This window comes from Limnovirga soli, assembly GCF_013106755.1.
GTDB classification, from domain to species: Bacteria; Bacteroidota; Bacteroidia; order Chitinophagales; family Chitinophagaceae; genus Limnovirga; species Limnovirga soli.
This window is the reverse complement of the sequence record NZ_WHPF01000003.1, coordinates 387,675-407,562: the sequence shown is the minus strand read 5'-3', so window position 1 is coordinate 407,562 and position 19,888 is coordinate 387,675. Positions and strand designations below refer to the sequence as shown.

Here is a 19,888-nt window from a genome sequence, read left to right as displayed (position 1 = left end):
CATGGTTAACGTGGTGTATGTTTTTTGCAGCATTTTAATGTTTGAACTAACAGCTGCAACTTAATCTATGGTACAAGTGTGCGACGCAAGTAAAGCCCCGGCTTGTTGTATTGCTGACTACAAAAAATTATATTAATGGTTACTACCAGTGTTTTTAAAAATAGCCACATCGCTGTTTACCATTTCTTTTACCATTTGTGGCAGGGTATATTTTGGCTGCCAGCCCAGTTTTTGTTTTGCTTTTGTGGGGTCGCCAATAAGCAAGTCTACCTCAGTGGGCCTGAAATAAGCCGGATCAACCACAATTACCTCTTTACCAATGGGTAACTGATACAATGGATTATTACATTGTTGTACTATCCCTTTTTCAGCAACACCTTCGCCGGTAAATACCAATTCTATACCCACTTCGGCAAAAGCCATACGTATAAAATCCCGTACCGATGTGGTAATACCTGTTGCAATTACAAAATCATCCGGCTCGTTTTGCTGAAGAATTAGCCACATGGCCTCAACATAATCTTTGGCATGGCCCCAATCGCGGCGGGCATCCAAGTTGCCCATAAAAATTTTATCCTGCATACCGCAAACAATTGCAGCTACACCACGGGTAATTTTTCGTGTTACAAATGTTTCGCCACGTAATGGACTTTCGTGATTAAACAATATGCCATTGCAGGCAAACATGCCATAGGCTTCGCGGTAGTTTACTGTAATCCAGTAGGCATAAAGTTTTGCCACTGCATATGGACTGCGTGGGTAAAAAGGTGTGGTTTCAGATTGTGGCACCTGTTGTACCAGACCATATAATTCTGATGTGGAAGCCTGATAAATGCGGGTCTTTTTTTCAAGTCCTAAAATTCTGATTGCCTCCAATAATCGCAACATGCCTATACCATCTGCATTAGCGGTATACTCCGGCTCATCGAAACTTACTTTTACATGGCTCATGGCGGCCAGGTTATAAATTTCATCCGGCTGTGTTTCCTGAATAATGCGGATAAGGTTGGTACTATCCGTCATATCGCCATAATGCAGGTGAAAACGTGAACCGGCTTCGTGCGGATCCTTATACAGATAGTCTATTCTTTGTGTATTGATAAGGGATGAACGTCTTTTTATACCATGCACCACATATCCTTTGTTTAATAAAAAATCTGCCAGATAAGCACCATCCTGCCCGGTAATACCGGTAATCAGCGCTGTTTTTTGTGTACTAGTTGCAAGGGCACTCATATAATTAAAGCTTGAATGTGTTGGTTAAAAATAAGTATTGGCGGGCAGTTTTATACCACTTGTTTTTGCAAAAAATCCTGGTAGGCTTTTGCAATTCCATCCTCCAGTAAAGTGGTATGTTGCCAGCCCAATTGATGTAATTTATTTACTGATAATAATTTACGTGGTGTACCATCGGGCTTTGTGGTATCAAATACCAGCTCGCCGGTAAAACCTACCAGTTTTTTTACCAAATGGGCCAAATCGGCAATGCTAATATCTTCGCCTGTACCTATATTAATCAGTTCTTTTTCGTTGTATTGCTGTATTAAAAAACAGCAGGCATCTGCCAGATCATCTGCATACAAAAATTCCCGTTTAGGTGTGCCTGAGCCCCATATGGTTACTGTAGCATCGCCCTGTATTTTGGCGGTATGCATTTTGCGTATTAACGCAGGCAACACATGAGAATTTTGTAAATCGTAATTATCACCAATGCCATATAAATTAGTAGGCATTACACTTATAAAATTGCAACCGTATTGATCCCTGTAAGCTTCGCAAAGTTTTATGCCTGCAATTTTTGCAATGGCATATGGTTCGTTGGTGGGTTCTAATATGCCGGTTAATAAATAATCTTCCTGTAAAGGTTGCGGTGCAAATTTGGGGTAAATACAAGAGCTGCCCAGGAACAATAATTTGGTAACCCCATTGTTTGCTGCTGCATGAATAATATTGGCCTCAATCATCAGGTTTTGATACAGAAAATCGGCGCGGTAGGTATTGTTGGCCATAATGCCACCTACTTTGGCTGCCGCTAAAAAAACATAGGATGGTTTTTCCAGCTCAAAAAAACTGTTAACCTGTTGCTGGTTTCGCAAATCCAGTTCCGAAGAACTGCGGGTGATAATATTGGTATAACCCAATTGTATTAGCCGCCTGTGAATGGCGCTACCTACCATTCCGTTATGCCCGGCTATATATATTTTGTGATGTTGCTGCATATATAAACTACGTATAACTGTTTTTATTTTTTTGTTTACAAACGCCAGATCAATTATGAGGCTTTACTTGCCACGCTCGGTTGAGGGGTTCCTCTTTTATGGCAACAAATAAAAGGTAGAAATTGGCTGCTAATATATTGATGCCATCAGTGCTGGCGTACAAGTGAGTGACACAACGGATGCTGCGTAACATTACTACTGCCGGCTACATACAATTTATTAGCGAGTGATGGCGTATTTGGTAAGTTTTAGTTACGGCTTCGCCACTCTGAGTCACATTAAACAAAAAAATGCTTAAGTATGAGTTCAGTAATAGTGCTAATAAAAAAGCCTGCAACAAAATAGCCATGCCTGTGTTCTGCTTAACTTTTTTGTATGCGGGCCAATGTTTTAAGTGTTCAAAATAATATTCTACTTAGCTATTATGCTATTGCTAATGGTACCAAAGTATACCTGCAATGATTTACAATAAGTCGGCTTTGTGAAAGCAACCTATCTTTTACCACTTTTGAAAAAGGATTTCTTTTTCTTGGTTGAGGTACTATCGCCATAACCATAACCGTATCCATAACCATAGCCATAACCATATTTATAAGAGCCTTCTTTTTTAACGTCGTTTACAACAAGGTATAAATTGGGGAATTTGTTATTTTCCACCAGATCGTTAATAATATCAAGACTTCTTTTAAATGTATAGCGTTGGCGTAAAACATAAAGATTTACATCGCTGTGCTTTGAAAGTATTTGCGCATCTGTTACAGCACCTATAGGCGGACAGTCGAGAATAATACAATCGAACTGTTTTTTTAATTCTTCAAACATAGGTATTACTATTGGCGCCATTAATAATTCTGCAGCATTGGGTGGTATTGGCCCCGAGCCCATTAACCATACACCGGGACTGGTTGGAATAGGATTAATAAATTCCATAACCGGTTTTTCGGAAATGATAAAACTGGTAAAACCTGTATCGTTTGGCATATTAAACATTTGCGAAAGCCTTGGCTTGCGCAGGTCTAATTCCATAATCAAAACTTTTTTTCCGGTGTAGGCATATATCTGGGCAAGGTTTGCAGAGATAAATGATTTACCCTCCTGTGTCATAGAAGAAGTGAACAGAATAACAGGACATTTCTTTTGTCCGGTAAGGAAATCCATATTGGTACGGAAAATCCTGAATTGTTCTGCAAGTACGGAGCGCATATCATCGCTCATAGATAATAAACCAGCCTTATCTGAATGGCCAATTTCGGCCAAAATATTGCATTGGGTATTATCGGTAATATCTTCTTTTTTAAGTATTCTGTTACTTAAAGCAGCAAGCAGCATAATATAGCCAGTAGGGAACAACAAGCCAAGTATCAAACTAATGCCATATACTGTTTTAGGTTGAGGAAAATACGCGTAATAATCGCATTTGGGTGTTTCAATAATACTGGCAGTGGGTATATTGGATGCTTTTGTAATAGCTGTTTCTTCTTTCTTTTGTAACAGAAAAATATATAAGGCCTGTTGAACACTTTGTTGCCTTGATAAATCCACAAATCTTCTTTCCTGTACAGGCACTTTTTTAACCAGACTGCTAATTTGCGAGTTTTCGTTTACAATTTTATCCTTCGCAATCTGCATTGCTTTCTTTTGATTATCCAGGCTTTGTATTAAATCCTTTCTCAAATTTTTTAATTGAGATTCTATGTTTTGAGACAGAGGATTTATACTGGTGGTAGATAATAACAATTTTTCTTTTTGTGCCAGCAGCAAATTGTATTTTTCTACCAGGCCTAAAAAGGTTGGGTCTGATACAAGGGCAGGGACAGGCCTGTTGCCTGTGGCATCATTTCTTAAAAGGTCTAATGTGGATTGATTTACATTTAATTGTACTTCAATTTCATTGAGTTTTTCGGTATACTCACTGGCGTTGTCAATTAATGCCTGAGATTGGGCCGGAATATTGGCAATATTATTGGCTTGTTTAAAACTCTGAATATCGGATTCAATTTTATTCAAATCCTGAGATACAATGGCAATTCGTTCATTGATGAATACACTGGCGCTGTCTGAGATTTGATTTTTCTCGGTAATATTTCTTCTTATATATTCAGATATAAGCCTTGATAAAATGTCCTCAGCCTTTTTGGGTACATTAGAATTATAGGAAAGGTTAATAACACTGGTGGTTTTACTGGTTACTACACCTTCCAAACTGGCCCTTATACTGGTTAATAAATCCTCGGTAGAGCGAACAATAAAATAATAACCTGCATCTTCAAAAGGCTGGCCTGTTTTGGTAATGCAAATGGTACCTACAGATGTTTTAATAATATCGCCAAACTTAGCAGAGAAAGTAGTGTCTAAAAACTGACTTTCGCAGCTAATATCAAATTTATTATCGGCACCCAGATTATGAAAATCGATATTAAAGCTAATAGCTATAATAGAATCTTTAGCTGGTAAAAAACTTACATTAAAGGGGCTTTGGTCGTATACTTCAACTGCCCTTATTCTTCCTTTTCTCCAATAGCTGATATTAAGGTTTAATTCTTTAACTACCTTTTCCAATAAATCGCGGGTTAACAAAATTTCCAGTTCGTTATCAACATTGCTTTTCATGTTAAATATCTTACTGAAATCCGCCATGGCACCGCCTCCTAAAAAGGAAGCACTTCCATTTTGTTCGTCCTGAACCACAATTTTTGCATGCGCAGTATATAATGGTGTTGAATATCGTACATATAAAAATCCTGCAATACCACAAAACAACACTGAAAAAACATATAGCTTCCAATGATCGATAAACTGAGCTAATAATTTTTTCAAATCAAACTCATCATCTTCCTTGGCAATCTTTTTATTCAAATCAGTCATAAAATAAAATTTGGAAAATAAAGTGGGATTATTAATTAATCCTGGTAACAATTACCAATAATACAGATAATGCGGAGGCGTATATAGTAATATTTCTGTTTTTAATTGCATCGGCACTGGCAGATTTAGTTTTGCTTGGTTCAACATAAATCATATCATTAGGCTGCAAATAAAAATAGGGAGAAGCTACTATTTCTTTTGAATTTAAATTTAAACGTATCATGTTCTTCTGATCGTTTAAGGTATCCCTTATCAACAATACATTTTCACGACGGCCATATATAGTCAAGTCTCCGGCCAAACCCAGTGCATCCAAGATATTGATTTTCTCGTTGGGTATGATATAGGTAGAAGGCCTTAATACCTCGCCCAAAACGGTAACCCTGAAATTTGCAAAACGCAAACTCACTATAGGGTTATTTACATATTTGGAAAGGGCTTTTACAATGGTATCTTTAGCCTGCATGGTGGTTAAACCCTGTAATTTTATTTTTCCTGCAAAAGGCAATTCAATATCTCCATTTTTATCTACCAGGTATCCGCTTACAGTTTGCTGGCCGGTTACCGTCATGGTAGAAGCTCCCATTACCGAAGTAGATGAAGAAGTAGGTACAGCTGAATTACCCGTATTTAAGATACCCGTAATGGCAGGATCAATTGTCTGAATAACAATATTTAAAATATCATCTGGCTGAATAACAGGGCTTTTAAAAGCAACTGTTTTAATAGCAACCGGTTTAGAAGTATCAGAAATGTCGTGGAAATATGGAACGTTTTTATAAGTAGTACAAGAGCTAAACAAAATAAGAAGAAAGCAAATCAACAAGCTGGTATATCTAAGAAAGAGGAAATTAAAAGTAATTTTCATGTATCAGGTTAATTAAAATAGTACAATAAGTGTATCAGTTACATAGTTGTATTCGGCCAAAGATAATAGCTGAATTTTAATAAAATTTAAATTACTACCAGAAATTGATAACTAAACAATTGATTATTTTAAATATATATGAAATACAACAATATATAAGAACCTATTAAACATACCACTGTTACATTTTATTAGGCATATCGTCTATATTAATCCCAAAAATTAAAATCAAAAAAAATCAAATGCACTTATTAAATAATACCAAAGTCTGTTTCCATTTAAACAAAATCAAAATTTCTAATAGTGCCAGACTAAAAAATAGCACTAATGGTTTTGCATATAATTTTTACATCCAGCCAAAAACTCCAGTTTTCCAAATACCACAAATCAAGGCTAACCCTTTTCTCCATTTGCCATAATTCAGTGGTTTCTCCCCTGTAACCCGAAATTTGTGCCCATCCAGTTACACCCTGTTTTATATGTAACCGCTTCATATAATCATGTATAGATGCGCCATACATCTCAGTATGCGCAATCATATGCGGTCTGGGTCCTACTATACTCATATCTCCGGCTAAAACATTAAAAAACTGTGGAAATTCATCAAAACTGGTTCGGCGTAAAAAAGCGCCCAATTTTGTAATCCTTCTGTCATTATCCGAAGCCTGTACGCTATCACATTCCTCATTCAGCACCATACTTCTAAACTTCAAACACCAGAACAATTTATTGTTTCTGCCAGATCTTTGTTGTTTAAAAAAAACGGGGCCCCTACTATCTAATTTAATCAAAATTGCAAACAAGGGTATCATCCACGATAGAAAAAATACAATCGCAATACTACTAATCGCTATATCCAGTAGCCTTTTTTTAATTCTGTTATTAATACTTAAAACAGGTAGCCGAACGGCATCTTTTAAAAAATACCTCAATTCAATCGGGGCAAATTCCTGTTGATGAATACCCCTTAAAAAATAGCGATGGTTTAAATTAACAGCGGAGTATTGAGTCTCAGAATTACCCTTGCCGGCATATTCTACTACAGATAACGCGTTCTGCGTGTTTAGGTCAATTAAAGAGGATGTTTTCATACTACGTATTTTGGTTAGTTAAAATACTCAACCGAGTAATTTAAAAATCAGACTAAACGCAATTACCATTGTTTAATCTATTTACATTTAACACGTACAATAAGTGTTCATTAAGTTAGGCCTGCAAGATAATAAACTTACTTAACAAGTTTCATTCCAAAATAAATATCCATTAATAGCCCAACATCAAATCATCAGGGTACTTTACTTGCGTCGCACACTTGTACGGTACCAATACTAAGCAGCAATAGGGAAAAATAAGGAGGAAAAACCTGTATGCAAAAAGATTTAGCCTAAATCCCTGTTTTGCAACAGAAACCAGCCAAAACAAAGCAATAGGCGCCAATAAAAAAAGGTTGCTCAATAATTGAACAACCTTTTTCTTGCAAGTGCCCCAGGCGGGACTTGAACCCGCACTCGCGTTTGCGGCGAACAGGATTTTAAGTCCTGCGTGTCTACCAGTTCCACCACCAGGGCAGCCCCTGAAAAAAAATCCCGCAATAAAAGCGGGATCATTTTTGGAGCGAAAGACCGGGCTCGAACCGGGGCATTACCAATTGTAAAAGGCTCTTGATTGTTGAAAGAATAGATAACATGGTCAAGGTTGAAATCGGGCAAAGGCATAAATGACTATTTCAACCAATTTAATATATTAAGCTGATATTTCAAAGCATTGCCTTTGAAAATCATGACTTAGCGCCCGATGGCTTGTTGCTGTTGTTCCCGTTAATGAAACTCCTGTGGTTGTTTTGCCATTGCGCGGTCTACAGCATTTTCGCGTAGGTGGATGTTGCCCGCTCTCTTCTCGATGTTTTCTATGGTTGATTGCGTGTGAGAATGCAGTTCGATTATGTTTGAATTGTAATGGCTGCGTGTGGATGGAGTGTTGAGCGGTGGGGAGATTGTATCCACATCGGTCATCGTTTCAAAAGGAATGTTGCGTATAAATTCTTCAATAATTTGCACATTTTTTGCCTTCGAGCTAGCATCGGACGAAGAAATATCTTTCATTTGTTGCAAAGAGACGAGTTAAATATTCCGTCGTGCCTCGTCTATTACTTGTTGAACTCTTTCTCTTTGTTCAGTGCTTGCACGATTTAAGGGCATCCTCAATTGCGTTTGCCATAGCTATAAATTTGCATAGCAGAAAATACGCCTTTTAGCTAAAATTCGAGTACTGGGTATATACAACTTGCTTTAGCATTCTAATACGCACTTATTTAGAATAAAAAATTTGTAGGTTCTTTAGTTCCAAAGCAATCCAAACTGGAGTTCAAAAAATCCGCTGCCCGCCGCCCTTGATAAGGCACAAAGTTTTCGTCCTAGCCACTAAGGATATAAATTTAATTTTGGCTTCGCGATTATTTTTTTATATTGAATTACTATGTGTTTTTAACATACCCGCAACTGTACCAATATGAGAAAACATGCAACCTTGTGTCTCTTTTTATCATGTTTGCAAATAACACTAGGAGCCCAAGAAGCGGATATTACACCGTGCACAATTTATAACGCATTATGTTCAGTTGATCTTCGATCGGCAATAGCAACCCTTAAAATAGATTCATTAACAGGACCTGATGCCATACCCTATGGCATAGTTCCAGCTCCATCCACTTATCATGATGTGATATATAGCGATAACCGGTGCGATGAAAAAGACACAATAACCTACTGTGAAAGTAACAGCGAAAAGCTGATATACACAGTATATTATCCCGACAGTGTGACTAATAAGAAAATAAAATACACAAATATTGCTTGTGGTTTGCCAGCGGTTGTTATGTTTCATGGAGGCAGTTTTGAAGAATGTAGCAGTTTGTCAAGTGAAGGAATTAGAACAGTTTGCATTGAACTTGCGCTCAGAGGCTTTGTTGTTTTCAATGTGGAATACAGAAGAGGAGTTTTGGTCGACCGAAGGGAAGTTGTTCCAACGATAAAAAATGAATATTATGCGTCACAACAAATGCACGCAATCTATCGTGCATGTCAGGATGCAAGAGGAGCGATCAGAAGCATTATATTGAGACAGCGTAATTCAGCATCTTTTCAAGATCCTTTTCGAATTGATACGACGAGAATGTTTGTTGGTGGAATTAGTGCAGGTAGTTTTATTTCCCTGAATACAGCTTATTATCCCAACCAAGACATGATCAATGCAATCTTTCCGGGCGTAGCCGCCAATTTAGGAGATATAGAGCAGAACACCTTCTATTATGCTGACACCACTGTTGAATATTACCCTAATTTAAAAGGGGTGTTGAATATGTGGGGAAGTTTGCAAGTACCCTTGAGCTATACTAACAACCAAGGAGGATTTTTTTCACAAAACGGAATAACACCAAAGCCCCAAATAACATTTCACGGCAGGCTGGATTCAGTATTTTTTGCTGATTCTGTTTTTATCTTTTTTTCACCAAATAACATGAGCCAGGGAATTAATTTTTCGAAGGAATCAAACTGCATGGCATATGGCACTCAGTATCAGTTTCCTGCGAATAACCCAGCGACAAGAGATTTACTTGGCCTGGGAGGTTTGAATATTTATAAATTCTTAAAGAATCTAGGCGTACCAGCACAATTGCACATTGACTGCGAGGCAGAGCATGGACTTGATGACGATTCGGTGAATGTAGGAGACCCTCCCTATGAAAGTAATTATGGTGCAGCTTCCGCAGTAACACGCGCCTCAACGCAGTCATATATAGCTGGGCAGGCTGCAGTCTTTTTTCTTGCAATACTCAAAGGAGAAGCCACCAGCATTTCAGGTACAACGCGATTTATTGAATGTGAAAACTTCCGACATGGTTGTGGAGCAACCAATCTGGACGATGATGATGCCGGATGTGATGATACTGATGACTGTCCTTAATAAAGATTACTCTATTTCTTTTTAAAATAAATATTTATGAAATCATTATTACTTGTTTTGTTTTCAATTTTTACCTGTCAGGTTTTGCTTGCTCAACCAGGAACGCTTGATAATAGCTTTGGGCAAGGCGGCGTTGTCCTCACTTCTATGACAGATGGATACCCTGAATGTTTTACATCAATAGTTCAGCCCGATGGTAAAATAATAGCTTCAGGAAGGTTCACTGAGACAGAAGTTTCTAATGGCTTCTTTGATGGATTTTTGCTTGAACGATATTTAAGCAGCGGTATTATTGATACAAGTTTCGGCGACAGCGGGCGTATAGTCACTGACTTTAATCATACTTATGAAAATGCCTACCATCTTGCCTTGCAGCCTGATGGAAAAATTCTGGCTGCCGGATACGGTTACGTAAATCAAAGCAACCCAAATTATAATGCACTTATCGCCAGGTATTTGCCGGATGGATCACTTGACGCTGGTTTTGGGAATGGTGGCAAGGTTGTGTTGGATTTTGGGATAGGCAATGACAATGTTTCAAACATATTGATCCTTCCAAATGACAAAATAATGGTGTGCGGCTACGTTACATTTCATGTAGTAACATTGGCGAGGTATAATTCCAATGGCACGTTAGATGAAAGTTTTGGCAATAATGGAACTATAACTACCGATCTTGGTCAATGGCCGATTTTAAATGATGCCGTTTTACAAGCTGATGAAAAGATAGTAGTGGCAGGAAGCATTGGAGACGGGGGTGCAAAAAAGTTCCTGCTCATGCGATATAAGCAAGATGGCACTCTTGATGAAAGTTTTGGTGAGGGTGGTAAGACGATCACTGACTTTGATGTTTATAGCGAAGAAATAAACGCACTTCAGATAAAAGCTGACGGAAAAATAATCGTAGCCGGCTATACAGGTTCAAACACGATTAATACAAGCGGGGCAATAGCACGGTATGAGTCGCAAGGCGTTCTCGATAATTCATTTGGTTTAAACGGTAAAGTCACCACCGCTGTAATAGACAGAGATTTGAACTTCACAGATATCATCATTGATGGACATAATAACATTGTCGTGAGTTCACGATATGATGATGTGTTAAACCCCATAAGTGATTTCGCTATTTTGAGATATAAATCGACAGGGCTTCTGGATTCTACATTTTCGGCAGATGGCATTGCGGTGACCGACCTTGGATTTTTTGAAAATGCATGGTCTGTCAATTTAAATATTGATGGCGACTATATTCTTGCAGGGCAATCAATTGGCGATGAATATCAAATTGCTCTGACGCAATACAAAGGCGGAGAGGTTGAGAAAGAACAGTATGTACGAATAAAGAAATGGCTGCACCGTCACGGTTTTACATGGGAAGATAAACCCGGGAATGACATCAGATATTACAGTGTCCAAAGAAGCAATAATGGGAATTTCTTTAAGGAATTGGCAAGGGTTTTCAGAGGAACCAATAGCCAACTGAGCTTTGAAGATGCAAATTCAGAAAACGGCACTAGCTATTACAGAGTTGCTTCAGTGCTAATGGACAACAGTGTCAATTACAGCAATGTTCTCAGCTTGGATTACAATAGAATTTCCATCAGAGTTTATCCCAACCCCGCAAAAAATTTCCTTCAAATAGAAGGCCTAAGTTCGACAGAAAGTAGCAGGTTATCCATATATGATATAAATGGAAATGTCAGATTGACCGCTACAGCAAGTGCTCCCGTTTTCTCTTGGAACATCGGTACATTACAGAAAGGTAGCTATGTGGTTACAGCCCAATCAAATGGCGTGGTCGTTAAGAAAAAGTTTTTGAAAGAGTAGATGAAGTTTCAAACTCCTTGAAAATTTATGCTGATAATGCGCTGACTAAATTGGTAAATTACAGTGCCCAAATTGGTTTCTATCAATAAACAGGCTTAATACCCTTGCTACTCTTAGCAAGGTTTTTTGGTTTAAAGTTGATAGGAAATACCGAAGCATGAATTGCGGCCGGTGTAAAACATAACATTGCAAAAAAGTGGCCGTATCTAACTTCAACGTCATAATCATTGAGATGAAATTATCAGGTAATGGCAACTATGATAATCCCTTTGTAAAAATGATAACCATTTTGCTGATACTCCTCGTGCTTTCCCTTATGATTACCGGGGTATAAAATTTAATAGATTAGGTGAACACCACACTCATAATTGAAATGTTGTCGAATGATTTTCAAAATAAACAAGCAGCTACGAATTTTACTTCGTAACTGCTTGTTAATCAAGTGCCCCAGGCGGGACTTGAACCCGCACTCGCGTTTGCGGCGAACAGGATTTTAAGTCCTGCGTGTCTACCAGTTCCACCACCAGGGCAGCCCCTGAAAAAAAATCCCGCAATAAAAGCGGGATCATTCTTGGAGCGAAAGACCGGGCTCGAACCGGCCACCCCAACCTTGGCAAGGTTGTGCTCTACCAAATGAGCTACTTTCGCTTGTTCCTGTAAGATCTGTTTTTGATTTGGGAGTGCAAAAATAAGCAACTCACTCACACTACAAAATTTTTTTCTACTTTTTTATTTATACTGTGGCGTATACAAAGTATTTCCGGGAACTTCAACGTCGGGCTTACCCTTATATCTATGTTGATATAGTTGAAAACACCCGCCCAAAGTTAAAGCCACCAGTATTAACACCTGCACATAGAAAAGAAACCGGGAAGAAGTAACCCAGTTATAACCAAATTCTTTGTCTTTCGTATTTTCGATTTCGTGTGCCATATTTTTATTATTGCTGTGCAAAAATAGGGGCTATAGTAAATAATTACAAGTTCTTTTTAACAATTTCAAAAAAACGCTTTCGCTTGTGGATAAAATAGTCCCAAATAATTAGTCCACTATAAACACCATCGAGGGTTTTCATGGGTTTTCTCTCTATCGTACTCTTTTCCCTCAATACTATAAACCATTTTATAAAAGCCATATGTGCTTTTATCACCGCCATAAAAGCTACACTATTTCCACTTAAAAGGTTTTTCCATGCAAACAACGCATCCAAACCAAATCGCAACGGAAGCTTCCATAATGATTCGCTCAAAGGCAGGTTCTTTTGTAGCATAATCAAATTATTCCTGAAATTCAGAAACACTTTTCTGCTATTGCCTTTAGGTAGTGTCCCACCCCCAACATGGTATACAATAGAATGCGGACAATAAGAAATTTGATATCCCATATTTTGCAAACGCCAGCAAAGATCTATTTCCTCCATATGCGCAAAGAAAAATTCATAAAACCCATTTGCTTCTTTAAAAACATTTGCCCTAATAAATAAAGCCGCACCTGTAGCCCAAAAAATATTGGTAACATCATCAAATTGGTGGGTATCCCATTCACAATCATCAAAAACCCTGCCTCGTGAAAAGGGATAGCCCAATACATCTAACCAACCGCCTGCAGCACCCGCATATTCAAATTGCTCTTTATTATGAAAGGATAATATTTTAGGCTGACATGCCGCTACCTGTAAATTTTTCTCCATTAAAGTTATCACCGGCTCTATCCAACCTGGTAACACCTCTACATCGGAATTTAGTAAAACAAAATAATCTGCCTCGATATTGGCAAGTGCCCTGTTATATCCACCTGCAAATCCATAGTTTTCTGCCAACAACAATAATTCAACTTCTTTAAAATTGGCTTTTACAAAAGCCACTGAATCATCCGTAGAGCCATTATCTGCAACAATGATACGCATATGCCCATAAGTACCTGCTATTACCGATGGCAAAAATTGCTGAAGGTAATTTCTGCCATTGTAATTTAAAATAACTACAGCTACTAATGGTTTATTCAAAACTTGTGGTTTAAAATGATAACAGGTATGCAACTGCAAGATTAATAAAAAGATTTCCAAAATCAATCTATTAAGATCAGGTTTCACCCATTGAATTACGTATATTTATAGGTATGTTTTGTTGTTAAAAATTTCAACAACCATGCAAACTTATTTTACTGCAATCTATTTTTTATTTAAAGTACAATTGTTTTAAAGCTTTTAACATGTTTGGCGTAACAATTCTTGGTAATAATTCTGCCCTGCCTGTTTTCGACCGGCATCCCACTGCGCAAATAGTTACGCTTAACGATCAGCTGCTTTTAATTGACTGTGGCGAAGGCACTCAAATGCAACTTAGTCAGTATAAAATAAGGCGTAGTAAAATCAATCATATCTTCATTTCTCATTTACATGGCGACCATTATTTTGGATTGCCAGGCCTTATTAACAGTTACGGGTTAATGAGCCGCGAAGCAGATTTACATATTTATGCCCCATCTGCACTGCAGCAAATACTTAATTTGCAATTTGAAGCTGCCAACACCAAATTGCCATTTACCTTACATTTTCATTCTTTACCTGCAGAAGGGATAATTGTAGAAGAAGATAAATTTAGTGTTACCTGTTTCCCTGTACAGCACAGGATAGACTGCTGGGGTTTTTTAATAAAAGAAAAAAACAAACCCCGCAAAATTGATAAAAATAAAATTACCCAATACAATATACCGGTAACCGCCTTTGACAAAATAAAAATGGGAGAAGATATTATTACCAATGAAGGTGAAACTATTAAAAATGAACTCCTTACCCTGCCCGGAAAGACGCCCAAAAGTTATGCCTATTGTGCTGATACCCTGTACCAGGAAAATATAGCCAGCCATTTTCAAAATGCCACGATGGTGTATCACGAAACCACCTATTTGAAAGATTTAGAAGAAAGGGCTGCACTCCGCTTTCACAGCACCACCGTGCAAGCCGGAAAAATTGCAAAACTGGCCAATTGCGAAAAACTATTAATAGGCCATTTTAGCAGCAAGTACGAAAAGCTGGATGAATTTCTTATCGAAACAAAAGAGGTTTTTGCCAATACGCAACTTGCCATTGAAGGGGTTACTTTTCTGGTATAACAATTAGCTTTTACTATTGCCGGGCCTTGATCTAACCGATGAAGAGTGCGACGCAAGAGGCGTTGCTGGTAGTGCTACTGCCGGGCAAAAAAGCTTCTCCCTACATTTTTAGTGACCTATAAAAATCATCAAAATACATACGCCAATATTTTTCATTGTGTTGCCCAAGTGGCGCTTCAATTGTAGTTATTTCGTTGAGTTTATTTGCCTTTAGCAAATTTTCCAAATGCCTTAAATCGGGTATCATATCATCACTTTCCTTGCCGCCGGCATACAAAAAAAACTGGTGATTGGTTTTAAAAACAGTTTTTTGTACGTCTTCAAAAATGCGTGGGGCCAGCCATAATGAGGGCGAAAAAACCCCGGCACTACCAAAAACATCAGGATATTTTACCACAGCATACAGGGCAATTAAACCACCCATACTGCTACCCGCAACAGTGGTATGCGCAACATCTTTTTGCGTTCTAAAACGCTTATCAATAAAAGGTTTTAGCGTTTGCACTATAAAATCCACATAAGCACTCCCCTCGCCTTTTCCATATTTTTCGTTATCGTAGGGGTTATATTCATTTGTACGTTTTTCACCGCCATTGTCAATGCCAACAATGATATATTCTTTGTTTAATTGCTTTTGCAGGCTATCTAAACATTCATCAACACCCCACTCGCCAAAAGGAGCCGTTTGCTCGTTAAATAAATTTTGTGCGTCCTGCATATAAATTACGGGGTAAGTTTTGCCTTTTAAAGCTGTATAACTGGCAGGTAAATACACCCATATTTTCCGGCTACGGTTCAACTGAGGCATAAGAAAAGCGGTATCCAACACCTGCACATTTGCGCTGGCAGTATTTGGCTTGGGTTTATCCGGAAAATTATCTTTCCACCCGGCAATTGAATAAGCAACAGAAGTATCGCCACTCACCTCAATAACATGATTTTCCAAATCGCTACCATTGGCGGCAGTTTCTACTTTTTCCCAACTTCCCCTGGTTATTTTGAAGGTAAACTCACCGGCAGGTATATCTTTAAACACATACAATTTTCTGGTGGGACCAAACACTTTCATTTTAAAATTATAATCGCCGGGGTTCCATTTATTAAAATCACCAGCTATATAAAGGTCATCGCCTTTTTGCGTAGCCACTTCTGTAACAATAACACGAACGGTAAACTGTGCATGTGCAGCAATTGAGATAATAAAACCAAACACTAATGGCAGTAAGTACTTCATGCAATAAAAATACAGGAATATGTACACCTTTTCTTCAAGAAAACTCAGCTTTCAAATTTTATTAACGCAGTATATATATTTTGCAAATACCAACCAACATTGCGGGGTTTATGCACCCAGCTATAGTACTTTATGCAACTTTACTTGCGTCGCACTCTTCAGGTTTCGAATGCCATAGCAGCTTACAATAAAAAAGCCCGCAGTTGCAGGCCTTATTCTCATAAACATACTTTCTTGTGTATTACGACAGGTAAAGCCTTACCTTTTCATACAAAGCTTCGCTTAACGGTACCAAAGGCAAACGAAGATTATTTTGAATAATACCCAGTTCAGTTAAAAATGCTTTTACACCGGCGGGGTTATTTTCTGCAAATAAAAGGTTATATACTTCCAGCATAGGATCGTTTAACAATTTGGCAGCTGCAAAATCAAAATCCAGACCGGCTCTTACCATCTCAGAAAAATTTCTGGGGAAACAGTTGGCAGCCACGCTTATTACCCCATCAATACCACAAGCCAGTTGAGGCATAACCAGATCATCATCTCCACTTACCACCAAAAAACTTTTTGGCCTGTCTTTTAAAATATGCATTACCTGCACCATATTATTACCAGCTTCCTTAATACCAGCAATATTTTCTACTTCATGCGCCAAACGCAATGTAGTGGCTGCTTCTACATTTCTGCCGGTACGGCCCGGTACATTATATAACAATATTGGCTTTGGCGATGCTGCAGCCAATGCCTTGTAATGCTGGTAAATACCCTCCTGAGAAGGTTTGCTATAATAGGGTGCTGCGCTTAAAACCGCTACAGCTTCATCTAATGGGAAGGTGCCAAGCTCTTCAATTATTTCTCTTGTATTATTGCCCCCAATACCAACTACTACAGGCACCTGTTTATTAACGGTTGCAAATGTAAATTGTACTATATCTTTCTTCTCCTGTTTACTTAAAGTGGGGGTTTCACCGGTTGTACCCAGGGTTACCAGGTATTCTACTCCACCACTTATGGTATAGTGTATTAATTTTTCCAAAGCAGGATAATCCACATCGCCATTGGATGTAAATGGCGTTATTAGCGCCACACCTGTTCCTTTTAACTGATTACGGAGAGAAGACATTGAAATTATTGGGTTATTAATGATTAAAAGACAATAGATATTGTTTTGTAGCAAATGGATTTTGTAACCTTAGTATACAGCTGCATATAGCTATGTTGTACAAGTGTGCGACGCAAGTAAAGCTGCCACCTTTTTTATAGTCTGGCAAACAATTTTATTGCATTTCTTCGGTTTCTTCCACCTCGTCCCAAAAGCCCATTTTACCGAATTTTTCAATACGCATATTCATACGTTGTTCGGGCGTATATTGCTTAAATTCTTCGATAGACTTTAAAATATAGCTTTTAAGAATATTGGCAGATTCAACATAATCCCAATGTGCACCGCCTAGGGGCTCCGGAACAATTTCATCTACCAAACCAAAGCTTTTCATATCCAGCGAGGTTAAACGCAATTGTTCTGCAGCCACTTCTTTCTTATCCCATGAGCGCCATAGAATGGAGCTACAACTTTCCGGTGAAATTACGGTGTACCATGTGTTTTCCATCATTAGCACCTTATCACCTACTCCAATGCCCAACGCGCCGCCACTGGCGCCTTCGCCAATAATTACAACGATTATCGGCACTTTTAGGCGTATCATTTCGTAAATATTCCGTGCGATGGCTTCACCCTGACCACGCTCTTCGGCTTCCAAACCGGGAAAAGCACCCGGGGTATCGATTAGCGTAACTACGGGTTTATTAAATTTTTCGGCCAAACGCATTAAACGTAAGGCTTTACGATAGCCTTCGGGATTGGCCATACCAAAGTTGCGCAATTGCCTTGCCTTGGTATTAATACCTTTTTGCTGACCTATAAACATGACCGTTTGGCCATCTAAATCGGCAAAACCGCCTACCATTGCTTTATCGTCTTTTACATTTCTATCGCCATGTAATTCTACAAAGTTGGTAGTCATGTTTTCTATATACTTCAGTGTATAAGGCCTATCGGGGTGGCGACTTAGCTGTACCCTTTGCCAGGGAGTTAAATGCTGTGTTATTTCTTTGCGTTTATCTACAATAGAATCTTCCAGCTGCTGAATAATACCACGATAATCTACCTTGGCATTTTTTTCTGCAAGCTTTTTATTTTCTTCAATATGTTCGTACAGCTCTTTGATAGGCTGTTCAAAATCGAGAAATTGTCTATTTGGGTATTGTGGCATAGTGCGAATATATAAAGCTGAACTGTAAAATTAGTGTTTCAAAAATTTTACAGAAAAGTTTTGTTTATAAAAACTGTTTCCCCTTATCTTTGCCATCCCAAAAAACGATACCCCTGGTAAAGTTTAAGGAACGGATCGGTAGTTCAGTTGGTTAGAATGCCGCCCTGTCACGGCGGAGGTCGCGGGTTCGAGTCCCGTCCGGTCCGCAGAATTTAAGAAAAAAGGCTTGTAAAAATTTACAAGCCTTTTTTTATTGCAAACAATCCTATTTCAAAACAATGACAGTTTTGGTTTTAACTCCAAAAGCCGATAAAAATCAAACCCGATTAATCAAACTCCAAATAAAAGTTTATTTTTTACCATTATTTGTCCTGCAGCACTTCTTTTACCAATAACTGCATTTTGCGCAAACCGGTAGTTGCTACGGATAAGGCATCTTCTTTCCAATAGGTTTCATTAAATAATTCCAGAGAAAGCACTTTAGTGCCACCCATTGCCTTTAAGTCGCGAAGTATTTGCTTTAAAGGGGCCACTCCATCGCCGGGATATACCCTGTCGCTATCAGTTTGTTCGTTTACCGGTTTATTGGCGGGGTAATCATTCATATGGATCACGTCAATTACTTTTCCATTTACCAGTTGCAAACCATTGAATCCTGATCCTCCCCGAAAAAGATGGTACACATCGGGCAAAATACGGGCATCTGCATCATTTGCAGCGGCGGCTATAGACAAGGCCTGGCTAAAATTATACAGTGTACCCGAGGCGCCCCAAAATTCCAGCAAGGGCATTACATTATATTTTCGGCCAAGGTTTAAAACATCGCGGTAGTGGGCTGCGGCTTCTTCAATATTAAGTGGCGCACCCTGTTCTACGCCCATTGGCGGAGCAGCAATACGATGGCAGCCAAGTACGGCCATCATTTTCATTTCATTTTCTAATTGGGCCAGCCCTTCATTTCGTTTGGTGGCATCGGCTGCCATCCAGCTGGTAAAACTAATGGCATTTTCTACCACAAGCCCTTTCGACCGTATTATACCGGCCAAAGTTTCAAGGGTATTGCCCTGATTCAGGTAATCAGTAATATCATTTATCCAAAGTTCCAATCCATCGTATCCGGCTTTGGCTGCAATGTTTATATAGCCCACCAAACCGGGCTGTTGACCGCTAATGGTACTGGTATTAAGGCAAAATCTAAAGGGCCCGTTTACAGTTGTTGCAGCGCGTACAAAAGATACCGGCAAAAAGGTAGCGCCTAAAGCTGAACCGGATAATGCAAGCAAGGTTCGTCTGTTGATCATGGTGAATGATTTATATAAAAATCAAGATAACTAATTTTTAAAGTTCTGATTTTAAATAATGATAAACGCTTATATAATTGCCATTTACTGTTTTATAAATTATGTAGCAAATACAATTATGATCATAAATATTTGTTTGCCCACGCTGGTATTTTATGGCATCGCCGCTTGTGTCACTCACTTGTACGCACCAACCTATGGGCATCAATGGAATGAATATTTAG

Annotated in this window: 15 protein-coding genes and 4 tRNA genes; 4 read left to right on the top strand and 15 right to left on the bottom strand. The window is 38.5% G+C overall.

Translation table 11 applies throughout. The features are described from left to right. Positions 1 to 132: 132 nt before the first annotated feature. The 7 genes from gmd to GD597_RS05470 form a co-directional block, all read right to left on the bottom strand. Positions 133 to 1,236, bottom strand: a complete 1,104-nt coding sequence (gmd, locus tag GD597_RS05500) for a GDP-mannose 4,6-dehydratase (RefSeq protein ID WP_171606811.1) — start codon at positions 1,234 to 1,236, stop codon at positions 133 to 135. Between the two features lie 50 nt (positions 1,237 to 1,286). Further along, the gene (gene fcl / locus GD597_RS05495) at positions 1,287 to 2,234 is read right to left on the bottom strand and encodes a GDP-L-fucose synthase (protein WP_394353230.1); all 948 of its coding nucleotides are present in this window, start codon (positions 2,232 to 2,234) and stop codon (positions 1,287 to 1,289) included. Positions 2,235 to 2,711: 477 nt separating this feature from the next. Continuing rightward, positions 2,712 to 5,084, bottom strand: coding sequence for a GumC family protein (locus tag GD597_RS05490; protein WP_171606809.1), 2,373 nt, complete (start codon positions 5,082 to 5,084; stop codon positions 2,712 to 2,714). A 31-nt stretch (positions 5,085 to 5,115) separates the two neighbouring features. Then, the gene (locus GD597_RS05485) at positions 5,116 to 5,952 is read right to left on the bottom strand and encodes a polysaccharide biosynthesis/export family protein (RefSeq protein ID WP_171606808.1); all 837 of its coding nucleotides are present in this window, start codon (positions 5,950 to 5,952) and stop codon (positions 5,116 to 5,118) included. A gap of 311 nt (positions 5,953 to 6,263) precedes the next feature. Continuing rightward, positions 6,264 to 7,043, bottom strand: a complete 780-nt coding sequence (locus tag GD597_RS05480; RefSeq protein ID WP_235954192.1) for a sugar transferase — start codon at positions 7,041 to 7,043, stop codon at positions 6,264 to 6,266. Positions 7,044 to 7,433: 390 nt separating this feature from the next. Beyond that, a tRNA-Leu gene (locus GD597_RS05475) sits at positions 7,434 to 7,520 on the bottom strand. 249 nt (positions 7,521 to 7,769) lie between these two features. Beyond that, the gene (locus GD597_RS05470; protein ID WP_171606807.1) at positions 7,770 to 8,054 is read right to left on the bottom strand and encodes a hypothetical protein; all 285 of its coding nucleotides are present in this window, start codon (positions 8,052 to 8,054) and stop codon (positions 7,770 to 7,772) included. 406 nt (positions 8,055 to 8,460) lie between these two features. On the opposite strand from GD597_RS05470, the gene GD597_RS05465 reads away from it, so the two are divergent. Further along, positions 8,461 to 9,915 carry an alpha/beta hydrolase gene (locus tag GD597_RS05465; protein ID WP_171606806.1) on the top strand — a complete coding sequence of 485 codons (1,455 nt, stop codon included), beginning with the start codon at positions 8,461 to 8,463 and terminating at the stop codon, positions 9,913 to 9,915. A gap of 36 nt (positions 9,916 to 9,951) precedes the next feature. Next, a complete protein-coding gene (locus GD597_RS05460) occupies positions 9,952 to 11,742 on the top strand; it encodes a T9SS type A sorting domain-containing protein (RefSeq protein WP_171606805.1) in 1,791 nt (596 codons plus the stop codon). Between the two features lie 443 nt (positions 11,743 to 12,185). Here the strand turns inward: GD597_RS05460 and GD597_RS05455 are convergent. The 4 genes from GD597_RS05455 to GD597_RS05440 form a co-directional block, all read right to left on the bottom strand. Next, a tRNA-Leu gene (locus tag GD597_RS05455) sits at positions 12,186 to 12,272 on the bottom strand. Positions 12,273 to 12,314: 42 nt separating this feature from the next. Next, positions 12,315 to 12,390 (bottom strand) — tRNA-Gly (locus GD597_RS05450). A gap of 81 nt (positions 12,391 to 12,471) precedes the next feature. Then, positions 12,472 to 12,675: a hypothetical protein gene (locus GD597_RS05445; protein WP_171606804.1), complete on the bottom strand. Its 204-nt coding sequence runs from the start codon at positions 12,673 to 12,675 to the stop codon at positions 12,472 to 12,474. A 43-nt stretch (positions 12,676 to 12,718) separates the two neighbouring features. After that, on the bottom strand, positions 12,719 to 13,747 hold the full coding sequence (locus GD597_RS05440; RefSeq protein ID WP_171606803.1) for a glycosyltransferase family 2 protein: 1,029 nt from the start codon (positions 13,745 to 13,747) through the stop codon (positions 12,719 to 12,721). 206 nt (positions 13,748 to 13,953) lie between these two features. Here GD597_RS05440 and GD597_RS05435 point away from each other — a divergent pair, with 206 nt between their 5' ends. Next, positions 13,954 to 14,856, top strand: a complete 903-nt coding sequence (locus GD597_RS05435) for a ribonuclease Z (RefSeq protein WP_171606802.1) — start codon at positions 13,954 to 13,956, stop codon at positions 14,854 to 14,856. A 100-nt stretch (positions 14,857 to 14,956) separates the two neighbouring features. Here GD597_RS05435 and GD597_RS05430 read toward each other — a convergent pair whose 3' ends face one another. The 3 genes from GD597_RS05430 to GD597_RS05420 form a co-directional block, all read right to left on the bottom strand. Continuing rightward, positions 14,957 to 16,090: an alpha/beta hydrolase gene (locus tag GD597_RS05430; protein WP_171606801.1), complete on the bottom strand. Its 1,134-nt coding sequence runs from the start codon at positions 16,088 to 16,090 to the stop codon at positions 14,957 to 14,959. Positions 16,091 to 16,331: 241 nt separating this feature from the next. Next, on the bottom strand, positions 16,332 to 17,213 hold the full coding sequence (gene dapA, locus GD597_RS05425; protein ID WP_171606800.1) for a 4-hydroxy-tetrahydrodipicolinate synthase: 882 nt from the start codon (positions 17,211 to 17,213) through the stop codon (positions 16,332 to 16,334). Positions 17,214 to 17,367: 154 nt separating this feature from the next. Further along, on the bottom strand, positions 17,368 to 18,363 hold the full coding sequence (locus tag GD597_RS05420; protein ID WP_171606799.1) for an acetyl-CoA carboxylase carboxyltransferase subunit alpha: 996 nt from the start codon (positions 18,361 to 18,363) through the stop codon (positions 17,368 to 17,370). A gap of 132 nt (positions 18,364 to 18,495) precedes the next feature. Between GD597_RS05420 and GD597_RS05415 the strand changes: the two genes are divergently transcribed. Then, positions 18,496 to 18,569, top strand: a tRNA-Asp gene (locus GD597_RS05415). A gap of 156 nt (positions 18,570 to 18,725) precedes the next feature. On the opposite strand, the gene GD597_RS05410 is transcribed toward GD597_RS05415, so the two are convergent. Next, complete coding sequence (locus tag GD597_RS05410) at positions 18,726 to 19,664, bottom strand: sugar phosphate isomerase/epimerase family protein (protein WP_171606798.1); 939 nt, start codon at positions 19,662 to 19,664, stop codon at positions 18,726 to 18,728. Between the last annotated feature and the right edge of the window lie 224 nt (positions 19,665 to 19,888).